Annotated in this window: 14 protein-coding genes; 13 read left to right on the top strand and 1 reads right to left on the bottom strand. The window is 33.7% G+C overall.

Annotated elements, in window-relative coordinates; genetic code table 11:
- Position 1 precedes the first annotated feature (1 nt).
- The 3 genes from ACKRLN_RS06180 to ACKRLN_RS06170 all read left to right on the top strand — a co-directional run bounded on the left by ACKRLN_RS06180 (position 2) and on the right by ACKRLN_RS06170 (position 2472).
- Complete coding sequence (locus tag ACKRLN_RS06180) at positions 2–286, top strand: hypothetical protein (RefSeq protein WP_416334619.1); 285 nt, start codon at positions 2–4, stop codon at positions 284–286.
- Between the two features lie 130 nt (positions 287–416).
- A complete protein-coding gene (locus tag ACKRLN_RS06175) occupies positions 417–1307 on the top strand; it encodes an ABC transporter ATP-binding protein (RefSeq protein ID WP_416334618.1) in 891 nt (296 codons plus the stop codon).
- Complete coding sequence (locus ACKRLN_RS06170; protein ID WP_416334617.1) at positions 1300–2472, top strand: ABC transporter permease; 1173 nt, start codon at positions 1300–1302, stop codon at positions 2470–2472. Before ACKRLN_RS06175 ends, ACKRLN_RS06170 begins: the two co-directional genes overlap by 8 nt.
- Positions 2473–2520: 48 nt before the next feature.
- Here ACKRLN_RS06170 and ACKRLN_RS06165 read toward each other — a convergent pair whose 3' ends face one another.
- On the bottom strand, positions 2521–3432 hold the full coding sequence (locus tag ACKRLN_RS06165; protein WP_416334616.1) for a helix-turn-helix domain-containing protein: 912 nt from the start codon (positions 3430–3432) through the stop codon (positions 2521–2523).
- A gap of 198 nt (positions 3433–3630) precedes the next feature.
- On the opposite strand from ACKRLN_RS06165, the gene ACKRLN_RS06160 reads away from it, so the two are divergent.
- From ACKRLN_RS06160 to ACKRLN_RS06115, 10 genes are all read left to right on the top strand, one after another.
- The gene (locus tag ACKRLN_RS06160) at positions 3631–4713 is read left to right on the top strand and encodes a hypothetical protein (RefSeq protein WP_416334615.1); all 1083 of its coding nucleotides are present in this window, start codon (positions 3631–3633) and stop codon (positions 4711–4713) included.
- Positions 4713–5486, top strand: coding sequence for a hypothetical protein (locus ACKRLN_RS06155; protein ID WP_416334614.1), 774 nt, complete (start codon positions 4713–4715; stop codon positions 5484–5486). The genes ACKRLN_RS06160 and ACKRLN_RS06155 overlap by 1 nt, the downstream gene beginning before the upstream one ends.
- Before the next feature lie 248 nt (positions 5487–5734).
- On the top strand, positions 5735–6574 hold the full coding sequence (locus ACKRLN_RS06150; protein WP_416334613.1) for an SAM hydrolase/SAM-dependent halogenase family protein: 840 nt from the start codon (positions 5735–5737) through the stop codon (positions 6572–6574).
- Between the two features lie 8 nt (positions 6575–6582).
- Positions 6583–7134 (top strand): ECF-type riboflavin transporter substrate-binding protein, encoded by a 552-nt coding sequence (locus tag ACKRLN_RS06145; protein ID WP_416334612.1) that lies wholly within the window; start codon positions 6583–6585, stop codon positions 7132–7134.
- A 1-nt stretch (position 7135) separates the two neighbouring features.
- Positions 7136–8842 carry an ABC transporter ATP-binding protein gene (locus tag ACKRLN_RS06140; RefSeq protein ID WP_416334611.1) on the top strand — a complete coding sequence of 569 codons (1707 nt, stop codon included), beginning with the start codon at positions 7136–7138 and terminating at the stop codon, positions 8840–8842.
- On the top strand, positions 8839–9672 hold the full coding sequence (locus tag ACKRLN_RS06135; RefSeq protein ID WP_416334610.1) for an energy-coupling factor transporter transmembrane component T family protein: 834 nt from the start codon (positions 8839–8841) through the stop codon (positions 9670–9672). Before ACKRLN_RS06140 ends, ACKRLN_RS06135 begins: the two co-directional genes overlap by 4 nt.
- A gap of 237 nt (positions 9673–9909) precedes the next feature.
- Positions 9910–11517 (top strand): substrate-binding and vWA domain-containing protein, encoded by a 1608-nt coding sequence (locus ACKRLN_RS06130; RefSeq protein ID WP_416334609.1) that lies wholly within the window; start codon positions 9910–9912, stop codon positions 11515–11517.
- A complete protein-coding gene (locus ACKRLN_RS06125) occupies positions 11517–12128 on the top strand; it encodes a 5-bromo-4-chloroindolyl phosphate hydrolysis family protein (RefSeq protein WP_416334608.1) in 612 nt (203 codons plus the stop codon). The genes ACKRLN_RS06130 and ACKRLN_RS06125 overlap by 1 nt, the downstream gene beginning before the upstream one ends.
- A complete protein-coding gene (locus ACKRLN_RS06120; RefSeq protein WP_416334607.1) occupies positions 12125–13183 on the top strand; it encodes a hypothetical protein in 1059 nt (352 codons plus the stop codon). Before ACKRLN_RS06125 ends, ACKRLN_RS06120 begins: the two co-directional genes overlap by 4 nt.
- 309 nt (positions 13184–13492) lie before the next feature.
- Positions 13493–14641, top strand: a complete 1149-nt coding sequence (locus ACKRLN_RS06115; protein ID WP_416334606.1) for a toxic anion resistance protein — start codon at positions 13493–13495, stop codon at positions 14639–14641.
- Positions 14642–14691: the final 50 nt, after the last annotated feature.

The following is a 14691-nucleotide window of genomic DNA, read 5'->3' as shown; positions in this document are numbered from 1 at the left end:
AATGAGTTTAGAAGAAAAAAGAGATAACAAGGTAGATACAAACAAAAACGGCAGACCAGTTAGTTTTTCAACTGGCGATGGCAATGATTTTGTAATCGACCTACCAGGATCTATTCCTGGGGAGGAAAATACAAATACAAATGATATGAATGATCAAGAAATTGAAGATTTAATTACTGAAATTGATTCCAACAATGCTGAAATCGAAGACCTGCTGCACGATATGGGGGTAAAAGATATCAATAAACTTCTTGAAGGAGATCTTTCTGACTTAGATCTTGAATAAATATTAACTGGTACAAATTAGTGCCAGTTTTTTTATATCTATTTTTTATAGTTTATTATTTTATAAATATATAAAATAATTCTAAAATGTGATATAATCTATTTGACTATAAAAATAGAAAGGAATTCCTATGATTGAGATTAAAAATGTATCAAAATCCTTTGGAAGCCTTAAAGCACTAGATGATGTTTCATTTAAGGTTGATAAAGGCGATGTTTTTGGTGTGATCGGTCAAAACGGTGCAGGAAAGTCGACACTATTTAGATCGATAATGAACTTTTTTGATGATTACGAAGGATCCATTACATATGAGGGAAGACCTATAAAGAGTGTTCCACTTGAAAAAATTGGATTCTTGCCTGAAGAAAGATCACTTTCACCAAAAAAAACTATTGAAGAAGAAATCAGGTACTTTGCAAAATTAAACCAAATGAACCGCATCCCAGATGAGGAGTTAAAAAGATGGTTTGATAGGTTCGAAATAAAGGGAAAACTAACTGACAAAATCAAATCCCTATCAAAGGGTAACCAGCAAAAAGTCCAACTATTGGCAGCTATTATCTATAAACCAGAATTTGTAATCCTAGATGAGCCACTTTCTGGACTTGACCCTTACAATATCAGACTTTTAGAAGACATCATCAAGGAGCTAAATGAGATGGGCATGACAATATTATTTTCATCTCATAACATGGAAAATGTGGAAGCCCTTTGTAATAAACTTGTGATGATTAAAAATGGGAAAATTGTCCTAAATGGTACACCAACAGAGATTAGAAATACCTTCCCAAGAGAGAAAGTTATTGTAGAAACTGATAAAGATTTACTTCCACTAATCGATGGAAAAGTGAAATCTTATACAAAATCTGGAGATCTATGGAATATTTATTTAAATGATCCAGAAGATAGCAGAGCTATTTATGAAGACATAAATAAAAATATTGGCTTTGTATCACAATTTAGCCAAGCTGCTCCAAACCTAAACGAAATCTTTGCAAAGGTGGTGGAAAGTCATGAGTAGAATAAAAATTGTAATGCAGGAAACCCTAAAAAATCACCTGAAATCTGGTACATTTTGGGCTATGATCTTACTGCCAGTTGTATTTGGAGTTATAAGTGGTCTTGCTGGCTACTTTGCTGCAGCACCTGAAGATAGCCATATGGGTATTGTTGCTAGTGAAGATTTAAAAACTTATTTTGATGATGATAAATATAAATTTGTAAACGAAGATGAGCTTGAAACATTGGTTGAAGAAAAGGAAATTTCTTCATATGCCAAAGTCAGGGAAGAAAATGGCCAGATAATTGCTGACTTTAATGAAGCTGATGCCTCTATGATAGAAATCCTAAAATTTCAAGAAATAGTAAATAATATCCAAAATCAATTAAATAGTAAAAATGCTGGCTTAGATCAAAATCAGGCACAAATCCTAGCAAAAACACCTCTAATTAACCAAATAACAGATGAAAAATCTGAAAATAAATTTATAGGCCAAGCCATATACTTTGTATTAATATTCTTAATGTACATGGTCTTAATGAGCTTTGTAAACCTAGTACTCGCTGAGATTGCCACAGAAAAAGGTACAAAGATGATTGAATTTATATTTTCATCTGTAAAACCTGGTGATTATTTTGCAGGCAAGATGCTGGGTAACTTTATTGCAGTATTTGTACAAATTTTCACCTATGTAATATTTGCCATAATAGGATACTTTATTGCAAAATCCAAGGGTCTTTTTGATAACCTAGATTTAAACTTTGCATTGACATCCGAATCATACGCAATGATTGCAGAAATAGTATTACTATTCATATTAGGAATATTTATTTTCCTAGTAATAGCAGGTATGCTAGGTTCCTTTGCTACAAAAGTAGAAGATGCAGGTAAAATGGGAACACCACTTATTTTAGTAACAGTAATACTATTTTTCCTTGCTATCAATCTCCAAAAAAGAGGGGATATTATGCTAACACAAGTCCTAAGCTATATACCACTAGCATCAACATTCTTTATGCCACTAAGGCTTTTAAATGGTTATGCAAGCCTAACAGAAGGGCTGATTTCAATAATTATCCTTATAGTAACTATATTCTTAGTTTATAGATTTGGAGAAAGAGTTTATAAGAGAAATATCCTAAACTATTCTACCGATAACTGGGTAACTAGAAGATTCAAAAAATAAATTTAAATGTAAAAGGGACGAGCGTATGCTCATCCCTTTTTATTATGCCTAGTCAAGTACCATAGCGATTATAACTTGCAAAAAGCTAGCAATTACAAATATTATCCAGCTAGCTTCCCAATTTCCAGTCCAAAAGCTGTATATAAAGAAAACACCAATGGCTGTTATCCAAAGCACACCTGATATCTTACCAATCTTTCCTTCTTTTTTCTGGATTTTTGGATCCCTATATTTTAATATATCCCTATATGATGAATATTTTATCATACTATATCCCATAAGGCTTGCGCCTATAGCAGTAAGTATCAAAAATAAATAGACAGGAATATTGTTTGTTACCCCTGCATTTATCGCTAATACATAAACTGCTGGGGATAGGATAAATATTGCGATTGCTAGGATTATATTTCTTTTAAGAATTGGTTGATATTGATCTAAATTTTTCTTAATAATCCCTTCAACTCCATAAGAAAAATTGTAAGGTTCTTTTTCTATAAACTCAAACTTGCTAGCACCAAAGCCAGAATTTATAAATAGCCCTACTGCTAAAGCAATCAGTGCCAAAAATATAATAACACCTAAACTTTCATTAATATTATCTAGGGTCATATAAGCTATAGGTGAAATTATGACAAGAATGGTTGCAAGGGATATAAGCCTAGCTATTTTTTCATATGCACCGTAATATTGATTGAGTAAATCTAGATCTACGAGCTTAGAAGTATCTTCTACCTTTTCGTCTACTATTATTTGCTCCATACCCAAATTATCATCTAGTAAAAAGTCTGTACTTACAGAAAATATTTGAGATAATTTAACTACCTTATCCAAGTCAGGCATAGCCATAGAGCTTTCCCATTTTGAAACTGATTGTCTACTTACACCAACAAGATTTGCCAAATCTTCTTGAGTCATTCCTTCTTTTTTTCTTAAACTTATAATTTTATCGGCCAGTATCATAGGTCCTCCTTTTATTTTTCTAAGTTCATTTTATAAAAATTTGCCTTAACATACCAGCAATTCGCTTTGGAAATTTGTCAACTGCCGGTTGCATTCGCATAAAATAGCGATTTTCATTTTAAAATAATTACCTTACTTTATTTATATCCCAAAGGTAAATTTTTCAAAAATATTGTATAATAGGTAAAAGGAGGGGTAATGATGAGAAAGTTTTTTTATATTATATTGATGATTTTATTGTCATCTTGTGGTCAAAAAGAATTAGAGCCGGCAAAAAAAATAGAGACTCTAGCCCCTTTAGAGATTAGTGAAAATGATTATGATACATTTTCTATAAATGGCATATCATATAGCTTACCTGCAAACTATACTGACTTTGAAAAAAATGGTATAAGCCTAAATGAAGACGAGTTTTACTATCAAAAAATTAGCAAAAATGGTCAAGCTATGGCAAATCTTAAAGGAAAGGCAAATGACTTGGGTGCCACCTTTAAAAACACTAGTTCCAAAGCCATGGATATTAAAGATTCTACAATAATAGAGCTTTACATAAATAATAATGATAAAAATAAAGATTTTTCTATAAATGGATTAAGATGGGGTGATTCCTACCAAAATGCAGTTAATTCCCTAAAGGATGTTCGTACGGAAGAAGCTAATATGAATAATGAAAAAACTTTAAATTATTATACCGACAAAAACTATGTTTCTTTGTATTTTAAAGAAGATAAACTAAGCTCAGCAGCCATATTTTCCAAAAGTTTTATGAGAGATGAGTCATATAGCAATGGAGAATTTGTAATATTTGGTCAAACAGTAATGTTTCCCCTTACTGTAAGAGATTTAGAAGATTTGCTAAATTCAAATATAAATATAGATCAAAATTATGATACGATAGGTCCAGGTGAGGTTATATCCCTTAGGATATATTCTCCATTATTTGAAAATAATGAACAAAATCCTAACGCTTATGGTGTAGATTTTGATATAAAAAATACAAGTCATAAGCCAATTTCTATAAAAGATGCTCAAATAATAAGCTTAACGTCGGAGAATAGTTCTGACCTATCAGTAGGAAATATTTATGTAGGCGCAAGCATTGATGAGCTAAAGAAAATGGATAAGAAAAATCAAAATCCGCGCAGATTAAATATTGAAGGCAAGATTGAGGATAATCTTATGAAATTTGTATTTAATGCAAAAAATGATACAGATTATATATTTCACACAGATGAAGAAGCTATAAAGCACATTAAAATTGTAAACAAAAAGGAGCAATAATGAATTTTACACAGGTAGAGTTATCAGATAAAAAATACTTAAATTTCATTTTCTTAAAAGCATCAGTAGGTGGAGAGCCTGTAACTCTTATGTTTGACACAAAAGGTAATAGTCTTTTGAAAAAATCAATTGCTGATAAAATTGACATTACTTATATAGATAGCAAGCCAATTGATGAAAAACGAGGCTGGAGAAGGGCTAGGGTAAATCTTAGACTCGGAGGTCTTGAAATAGGATCAGCTCCAATTATTGTAGCAAATGATGATTCCTTTGACCTGCCAAAAGACCCATCAGGTAATGAATATCCAGCTGACTTTATCCTAGGTTGGAATATTATTTCTCAATTGTGCTTTAGGGGAGATTTAAAAACCAATGATTTTCAGGTCCAAGTGGATGATTTTAGGGAAAATTCTAGTAAGGAATCTGATAATTTACCGATAATATATGTAGAATTTGAAGGAGAAAAAATCCTTGCGGGTCTAGATACCTCAAAGCCAATCACAACAGTTAGCCAAGATGTTTTTGATAAGATAATGAAAAATAAAGATGCAGCAAGCACAATAGAAATACTAGGCCTAGGCAATGAAAATTTGACCTATGAAACAAAGTTAACTTTTAAGATTGATGAAGATACTATAAGTCTGCCAAGTGCTAGCCTTAACCCAAATTTAGACGAGGGGGATGTAAAAATAGTATTTGGTGCAGATTTACTTCAAAACACAACATGGGCTATGTATTGTCCTATGAGATATATGAGAGCAAAGCAACTTTAGATTAGGGAGATTTATTCTCTCTATTTTTATTGGTCTAAATTTGATATTTTAAAACTATTAAGTCCGCAAATTTGAAGAGTCGAGTAGGCGAGGCTCCTAGCCCTAACCCCATCTCCGATTACTTATATAAAAAAATCGGGAAAGTCCTCCATATTTTTCTATATATAAGTAGAGCTTAGATAAAATTTGTCTTGTGGAAAATAATTAATTAGAAGTTATAATATACATATAAAAGCAAAGGAGTATTTATGAGAAAATTATTAGTTATCCAATCCGACTTTGGTTTGGGTGATGGGGCGGTTTCTGCTATGCATGGGGTGGCAAACATTGTCGATCCTACTATAAAAGTAGATGATCTTACTCATGACATCAAGCCATATAATATTTTTGAAGCATCCTATAGACTCATCCAAACTATTAGATATTGGCCAGAAAATACTGTTTTTGTATCAGTTGTGGATCCTGGCGTAGGATCTGATAGAAAAAGTATTGCTGTAAAAACTTCCACTGGCCATTTTGTTGTAACACCTGATAATGGAACGATTTCTCATATAAAAAAATATATTGGTATAGAGTCTGCAAAAATAATTGATGAAAATAATAATCGTCTGCCTTTCTCTGAAAAAAGTCACACTTTTCACGGAAGAGATGTATATTCATACAATGGGGCAAAGATTGCATCTGATATTTCATATTATGAAACACTAAAAGATTATGATGTAAATAAGATAGAAACTTTAGAAATCCAAGAGGCCTATGTAGAAAATGGTACAATCCATGGAACAGTTGATATTCTAGACATACGTTTTGGTTCCCTATGGACAAATATCCCCCAAGAAATGCTTGAGGAAAATGGATTTAATACTGGGGATACTATAAAAATTAAAATTTATTATAAAGATACAAAAAAATATGAAAACCAAATCATTTACGGACACAGCTTCTCAGATGTAAAACAAGGTGAAGTTATAGCTTATATAAATTCCCTTATAAATCTTGGAATTGCAATCAATCAAAGCAATTTTTCAGAAACTTATCAAATCGGTACTGGGTCATCATGGACTATTGAAGTAGAAAAGATTAATTAGGAGTAATAATGAATAAAAATCAATCAACCACAACTAAAATTGTAGCAGTAGGTATTGGCGCTGCAGTATTTTTTATCCTAGGCCGTTTTCTATCCATACCTATTGGAATACCAAACACTTCCCTTGAAACAACCTATCCATTTTTAGCATTAATGAGCGCTCTTTTTGGGCCAGTAGTTGGTGGACTAATAGGACTAATTGGACATGGAGTAAAAGATTTATTAACTTATGGCCTTTGGATTAGCTGGGTTATATCATCAGGTATCACAGGATTTGGATATGGATTAGCTGCAAAAAGAATAAATATTAGCAACGGCGTTTTTGAAAAAACTGATATTATCAAATTTAACATCGGACAATTTTTAACAAATATAGTTGCTTGGGCAGTAGTAGCTCCAGTTCTAGATATCCTTATTTATTCAGAACCAGCAAATAAAGTTTTTGTACAAGGAATTGTAGCAGCTCTTACAAACTCATTATCTGTGGCAATCCTAGGTACACTTTTAATCATTGCCTACACAAAAACACAAACAGCAGAAAATTCTTTAAGAAGAGATTAAATTGGAAAATAATAAACAAATCAAATTTGAAAACTTTACATTTAAATACAAATCCCAGCAAGAACCAACTTTAAAAAATATTAATTTTGAAGCTAAAAAAGGCGAAAAAATTGTTATCATTGGCCCAAGCGGGTCTGGCAAATCAACTCTAGCCAAGGCCATAAATAGCGAAATCCCAAATACTTTTGATGGAGACATTACTGGGAAAGTGAGCATACTAGATAAAGATATCAGAAATTCTTCGATTTTTGATATCTCTCTTTTAGTTGGAACAGTTTTGCAGGATACAGACGGGCAATTCGTGGGTCTGACTGTCGCAGAGGATATAGCATTTTCTCTAGAAAATGATAATGTAGACCAATACTTGATGAAAGATACAGTTTCAAAATGGGCTGACAGACTTGAAATTTCAAATCTTTTGGCACATAAACCAAATCAAATCTCAGGTGGTCAAAAACAACGTGTGTCACTAGCTGGAGTGCTAGTATCAGATACGCCAATTTTGTTACTTGATGAACCACTTGCAAACCTAGATCCTGCAAGTGGCTTGGCTACGATGAAGTTAATCGATGAGCTAAATCAAAAGTATAATTATACGATTATCGTCATAGAGCATAGACTAGAAGAAGCCCTAAACCTAAATCCAGACCGTATATTGGTAGTAGATGAGGGTCAAGTTTTGATAGATAGCAGTCCATCTGAAATTTTAAAATCTGATATTTTAGAAAAAATAGGGGTCAGAAAGCCTCTTTATATTAATGCCTTAGAATATGCTGGTATTGGATTATCAAATATCGAACACTTAGGATCCTTTGAAAATACGTACTTAAAACAAAATGAACTGTCCTTAGTAAAAGATTGGGTTGATAATATTGAAATTACAAATGAAGATAGAAAAAATAATCCGATCCTTACAGCAAAAGAATTGTCATTTGCCTATGATAAAAATAATCAAATTCTCCATGACGTCAATTTTTCAATCAATAAGGGAGAAGTAGTTAGCATAGTCGGCCCAAACGGGGCTGGCAAATCAACTTTAGCCAAGCTTCTTTGTGGATTTTTAAGATCGACTAGTGGACAAATTATTTTAAATAACAGAGATACAGCAAACTTATCAATAAAAGAAATTGCAGAAAAAATCGGCTACGTTTTGCAAAATCCAAATGCCATGATTTCAAAAACAAATATTAAAGAAGAAGTAGGATTTGGTTTAAAATTACGCGGTGCAAGTGATGAGGAAATAGAGAAAAAAACCGAGAAAGTTCTCAAAATATGTGGTCTATACCCCTTTAGAAATTGGCCAATAAATGCCCTTTCCTATGGGCAAAAACGTAGGGTAACTATTGCATCTATCTTAATCTTAAATCCAGAAATAATTATCCTAGATGAACCAACGGCAGGCCAAGATTATAGGCATTATACAGAAATTATGGAATTTATTCAAAAACTAAACCAGGAATATAAGCTTACAATCTTAATGATTTCCCATGATATGCACTTAATCCAAGAATATACACAAAGGACAATGGTTTTTGCCGATGGTACACTTTTGGCGGATACGAGTCCAAAGGAGCTATTTTCTAATGTTGAACTTTTAAAACATTCTTCACTAGCAGAAACTTCACTTTCAAAACTTGCAAGAAGCATTGATTATGACCCAGAAGAATTTATAGAGAAATTTATTAGCTATGAAAGGGGTAAACTATGAGTGAGAAAATCTTAGGTTACATAGAAAATGATACCATCATTCATAGGCTATCTGGAACTACAAAACTGATTTGTTTTCTCATGCTTTCTATCATTGTGATGACAAGCTATGATACAAGATTTTTACTTTTTGTGACAATCTTTTCTCTAATTTTATTTAAGTTAGCAGAAATTCCGTGGGATGCGGTTAGTTTTGTGGTCAAGTTTGTTCTGGTTTTTGCAATCCTAAATTTGCTTGCAATCTACATTTTTGAGCCAGAATATGGTGTAAATCTATACAATAGCAGAACTATCATTAGAGACGGATGGGGCAGGTATTCTCTAACAAAAGAACAGCTTTTTTATGAACTAAATGTAGCTATAAAATATTTTTCAACCATACCACTTGCATTAATATTCATTTTCACCACTAGTCCAAGCGAATTTGCATCAAGTCTAAATAAAATTGGTGTGTCTTATAAGATAAGCTATGCAGTTGCCTTGGCTCTTAGATATATACCAGACATACAAGAGTCATACAATGACATAAAACTAGCAAGCCAAGCTAGGGGGATAGAGATGAGTAAAAAAGCAAGCTTGATAGATAGGATAAAATCATCGTCAAATATTGTATGGCCTTTAATCTTTGATAGCCTAAACCGTATAGAAACCATTAGCCAAGCCATGGAACTTAGACGTTTTGGCAAAGAAAATTCAAGAACATGGTACTCATATAGGCCCTTTAGAAAAATAGATATATTTGCTATTGTGGTTTGTGCTTTGATTACAATGCTTGGCATATGCTTATTCTTTGTTAATGGAGGTAGGTTTTACAATCCCTTTGTCCATTAATGGTGAATTGATAAAACATTTACCAGAAATTAAAGGATTTTGAAACTCTGCAAAATATCTCTGGTCAAGTTTACAAACAAATAAATTTACTTTTATGCGGCGGTTTACGTCGCATTTTTTATAAATCATAAATTTCTCTTAAATTTTTGTTAAAAATATGTAAAATTCCTTAATTTTGTCGATTAAAAGTTCAGATATTAGGTATAATTGTAATAGAAAGACTTAAGGAGAACTTCTATGAAAAAAATATTCACTATTCTCTTATCGCTTATTATTTTGACCTCTTGTGGGGCAAATTCTGAGACTCCTAGCAATGCTGATTTTCAAAGCTCTTATAAAAGTGGAGAGCCTCTTCGTATAGTAGCAGGTTCAGAAAATAAGGAACTTGAGCCTATTATAGAGGAATATGCAAAGGCAAATAAGCAAAATATTGAGATTGACTATCTGGGATCTCTTGATATTATGAGGCTGATTGGCACAGAAGATATTACATATGATGCAGTTTGGCCAGCTTCCTCTATTTGGCTAAATTTGGGAGATACTAATCACATATTAAAATATGCAGAAACTACTTCCCAGTCTCCAGTTGTTTTTGGTATCAAAAAATCTTTAGCCCAAGACCTTGGTTTTATGGATAGAGATGTCGAAACTTCTGAGATTATAGACGCTATAAAATCTGGTAAACTCAAATTTACTATGACTTCAGCCACCCAATCAAACTCTGGGGCTAGTGCCTATCTAGGATTTCTAAATTCTCTAGCAAAAGAAAAAGAGGGCCTAACTAGCGAGGACCTAGCAGATGAAAACCTCAAAGAGCAAATCACCTCACTTTTATCAGGTGTGGAGCGTTCATCAGGGTCATCAAACTGGCTTGTGGACTTGTTTTTAAATGGTGATTATGATGCCATGGTCAACTACGAGCAACTAATTATTGCAACCAACCAAAAGCTAGAAGAAGAAGGCAAGGAGCCTTTGTACCTAGTTTATCCAACTGACGGCCTATCTATTTCTGATTCGCCATTAGCCTATGTTGACAAGGGTGATAGCCAAAAAGAAGAGGCCTTTAAAAAATTCCAAAATTATTTACTTAGCGATGAGGCCCAAATCAAGATTGAACAAACAGGCAAAAGATCAGCCTTTGGTACAGTACGCGAGACCAATAGAGCTGTCTATAAATCAGACTGGGGTATTGATTTGGATAAGACTTTAAGTCCTGTTAGACTTCCAAAAGCAGATGTTATTATGGAAGCCCTAAATATGTACCAAACTGAGTTTAAAAAACCAGCTTTTACAATCTATGTCCTAGATTATTCAGGATCTATGCATGATAATAACGGCTACACTCAAATGCTTGAAGCTATGAATCAAGTTTTGGTCCCTGAAAATGCAAAAGCCAACCTACTTTTAGGAACTGACAAAGACTACACAGTACTCATACCGTTTTCTGAAGAAATATTAGGCACAATTACAGCTGATGGCAATGGCGAGGATCTTAACAAAGTATATGAAGACCTTAAGGATAATTATGCGCCGGAGACATCAACTTATATGTATGAGGCTATAATAAAAGCAGTTAACATATTAAATGATAACAAAGCAAAACTTGATAATTACAGCCCAGCCATAGTTGTTTTATCGGATGGTAGACCAAATGGAGCCGCAACTTTCGATGACCTAGAAGCAGCCTACTCAGATTTAGATTACGATGTGCCAATATTTTCAATAATGTTTGGAGATGCTGAACAAAGCGATTTGGAAGAAATTGCAAATATGTCAAGGGCAAGAGTCTTTGACGGGAGGACAGATATGATTAAGGCCTTCCAAAATGTTAAAGGATACAATTAATGAATGACAGTAGAAGGGACTTTAGGGCACTTCTTGCAGCGCTAATAACTTTTTTTGGCCTACTAATTGGCGCAAAATGGCACTTTCTTATATCAGCCATTTTGGCCCTGGGGGTATATGCTGGAGTATATTTGATTAGCAAACCAAAGCTAATGATAGGCAATACCGATATCGAGGCCTTAGAAAATGCCGAAGAAATTAAAGCAATCTACCAAAAGCTACAAATAGACCAGAAAAAATTAAAAGAATCTGCAGCAAGCATTAAAGATACCAATATTAAAACAAAGGCAAACGAGCTTGCAAAAATAACCAATGATATAGAGTTTTACCTAGAAAACAATCCTAGAGAAATTAGCAAATCACGCCATTTTCTTGACTATTATCTAGGTACAGCGTGTGAAATAGTGGATAATTATAACGACTTAGATAGGGCAAATGTTAGTGCTGATAAATTTAATGATATCAAGGAAAAAACTAGCGAATCGCTAGACTTACTTATAAAAATATTTGTCAGCCAGAGGGATGCCTATCACAAGGATAAAATCAACAAACTTGAGGTAGAAACAGACTTATTAGAGCAAACTATCAAACTTGGAGGAGACATCAGATGAAAGAGAAAAAATGGGGATTATTAATACTTATTTTAGTAATAGTTGGTGCAGGCGGCTATATGTACTATCAAAGTCAGACTCCAAATGAAGTTGCTATAACGGGATTTATAGGTGGTGAGAAAATCCCAATGGTTGAAAATGAACAATTTAAGCAAAAGGCCAAAAAATCTTATGGCCTAAATATGGACTACAGAAAAGAAGGATCACTTGCCATGGCAAGTGTTGATACTAGTGATAAGGACTATTTGTGGCCATCTAGCCAATTAGCCTTAGAGCTTTTTAGGAAAAATGGCGGCAAGGACTTGCAAAATGAGATAGTATTTAACACCCCAATAGTCCTATATTCTAGAAAAATAGTAGTAGATGCCCTCATAGATCAAGGAGTAGTCCATGAAGAAAATGGCGTACACTTTGTCGATATGACAAAACTTGCAGGCCTTATGAAAGATAAAAAAACTTGGTCAGATATTGGCCTATACCAACTTTATGGGCCAATACTAGTAGATACCACAGATCCAAATGAGTCAAACTCAGGAAATATGTTCCTAGGACTTTTAGCAAATGCCCTAAATGATAACCAACCTGTTACAAGATCAAGTATTGATAATGTAAAAGAGGACATAAAACGCATTTACAATCAAATTGGCTATATGCAAACATCATCCATAGATATGTTTAACCAATTTCTCCGCCAAGGAGTGGGATCATTTCCAATCATAGCAGGCTACGAATCTCAATTATTAGAATTTTCTAAACAAGAGCCTGATATGTATGAGCAAATCAGAGATGACATCATAATCCTTTACCCAGAGCCAACAGTATGGTCATCCCATGTATATATTGCTCTCACTGAGACGGGAAAAGTAGGACTAAATGCCCTAATGGACAAAGATATCCAAGCACTCGCCTGGAAAGATCACGGATTTAGGACAATAGTATCAGGAACAGAAAACCCAGACGAATTTAATGTAAACGGAATGGCAGACCAAGTAACCAAAATAATGCAAATGCCAAATATAGATGTGATGTTAGAATTAATGGACGCAATAAAATAATTATTAAATTCCTTTATGTTTAAAAAAAGAATTCGCAAAGCGAACTTCTACTAATCTAATGCTCCACGCAGTGGCGGTGGGAGATAAAAGTCCATTGATTTTGGACTTTTATCCCGAAAACTTAACGTGGGAGCGTGAAGAAGTTTCGTAGAAACGTGTTTTCGTAGAAATGGGTTTAGGGGGTTTGGGGGAAAGGGAATAAGGGGTCTCCGCTACCCCTATGCCCTATCCTCCGAGTTCAATGAAAACATATATTGAAAGAAAATAGAGTTTAAAAATACGACAATACAATAATAAGGAGATATTACTATGCCAGATTATTCGCTAGACAACCTTATGGACAGCAAAGGGGCTGCCACAGATATAAGCCTTGATAAAAAGGAAATTGCAGAAGTAACTGAAAAAAGAGTTGAAAAAATCAGCCCAGAAGATAGGGCGAAGATTGACCAGATTAAAAATCAAATCGACCTTAGAAACTCACAACTATCATCAGTTTATGGGACAAATGCCCAAAAAGGTATAGCTCAATTCTCTGACCAAATCCTATCAGAAGTTAGAAGCAAGGACACTGGAGAGGTTGGAGAGCTGATGACTGACTTACTTGTAAAGGTAAATGATGTAGATATCCAAAATTTTGGAGAAAAATCATTATTTGATAAATTTTTTGGTGGACCAAAAAAACAAGTAGAAAGATATCTTGCAAAATACCAAAATATGGAAGCGCAAATAGATAAAATCTCTGCAAAACTTGAAAGTGCCCGCATGGAACTTTTAAAAGATATTGGTATATTTGATAAGCTTTACGAAGAAAATATCGACTATTTTAAGGAGCTAGAAAGATATATCATTGCTGGCGAAGAAGCAGTAGAGGAAATGAGAAAGGAAACCCTGCCAGCCCTATATAAGGATGCTGAAAGTTCTGATGAACCAATGGCAATGCAAGTAGTACGTGACTTTGAAGAAAATGTAAACCGTTTTGAAAAACGTATTTTTGATCTAAAAACTTCAAAGGCTGTTGCCCTACAAACTGCCCCACAAATTAAGCTTATCCAAAACAACGACCAACTATTGGTTGATAAAATCACAGACTCAATCAACAACACCATCCCACTTTGGAAATCTCAAGTAGTCATAGCTCTTGGCCTAAATCGTCAACAAGAGATAGTAAATATGCAAAAACAAGTCTCTAATACTACAAATGAATTGCTCCGCAGAAACTCAGAAAACCTTAGAAACTCGACAGTAGAAATTCAAAAAGAAGCTCAAAGATCAACTATAGATGTAGATACAATTAAGGAAGTAAATCAAAATCTTATTGCAACCATCAATGAATCAGTCCAAATCCAACGTGACGCTGCCAACCAAAGAAAGATAGCTGAAAAAGAACTTATAGACATTCAAAACGAATTAAGAGATGAGCTAGCAAAAACCTTGGATCCAGGCACAAGAGGCGAATGATTTTAGTTATATTGAGTTAATATACTAAATTATTGAAATTTATGATTATT

Source organism: Anaerococcus sp. AH8042_DFU013_CI05 (genome assembly GCF_047936775.1).
In the GTDB taxonomy this organism is placed as follows: Bacteria; Bacillota; Clostridia; order Tissierellales; family Peptoniphilaceae; genus Anaerococcus.
Note: the sequence above shows the minus strand (reverse complement) of the source record. Positions and strands in the feature narration are given on the sequence as shown.

Bases quoted from the DNA above. Each gene is read 5' to 3' on its own strand.
- ACKRLN_RS06180 (WP_416334619.1), top strand. From the start codon at position 2: ATGAGTTTAGAAGAAAAAAGAGATAACAAGGTAGATACAAACAAAAAC.
- ACKRLN_RS06175 (WP_416334618.1), top strand. From the start codon at position 417: ATGATTGAGATTAAAAATGTATCAAAATCCTTTGGAAGCCTTAAAGCA.
- ACKRLN_RS06170 (WP_416334617.1), top strand. From the start codon at position 1,300: ATGAGTAGAATAAAAATTGTAATGCAGGAAACCCTAAAAAATCACCTG.
- ACKRLN_RS06165 (WP_416334616.1), bottom strand. From the start codon at position 3,432: ATGATACTGGCCGATAAAATTATAAGTTTAAGAAAAAAAGAAGGAATG.
- ACKRLN_RS06160 (WP_416334615.1), top strand. From the start codon at position 3,631: ATGATGAGAAAGTTTTTTTATATTATATTGATGATTTTATTGTCATCT.
- ACKRLN_RS06155 (WP_416334614.1), top strand. From the start codon at position 4,713: ATGAATTTTACACAGGTAGAGTTATCAGATAAAAAATACTTAAATTTC.
- ACKRLN_RS06150 (WP_416334613.1), top strand. From the start codon at position 5,735: ATGAGAAAATTATTAGTTATCCAATCCGACTTTGGTTTGGGTGATGGG.
- ACKRLN_RS06145 (WP_416334612.1), top strand. From the start codon at position 6,583: ATGAATAAAAATCAATCAACCACAACTAAAATTGTAGCAGTAGGTATT.
- ACKRLN_RS06135 (WP_416334610.1), top strand. From the start codon at position 8,839: ATGAGTGAGAAAATCTTAGGTTACATAGAAAATGATACCATCATTCAT.
- ACKRLN_RS06130 (WP_416334609.1), top strand. From the start codon at position 9,910: ATGAAAAAAATATTCACTATTCTCTTATCGCTTATTATTTTGACCTCT.
- ACKRLN_RS06125 (WP_416334608.1), top strand. From the start codon at position 11,517: ATGAATGACAGTAGAAGGGACTTTAGGGCACTTCTTGCAGCGCTAATA.
- ACKRLN_RS06120 (WP_416334607.1), top strand. From the start codon at position 12,125: ATGAAAGAGAAAAAATGGGGATTATTAATACTTATTTTAGTAATAGTT.
- ACKRLN_RS06115 (WP_416334606.1), top strand. From the start codon at position 13,493: ATGCCAGATTATTCGCTAGACAACCTTATGGACAGCAAAGGGGCTGCC.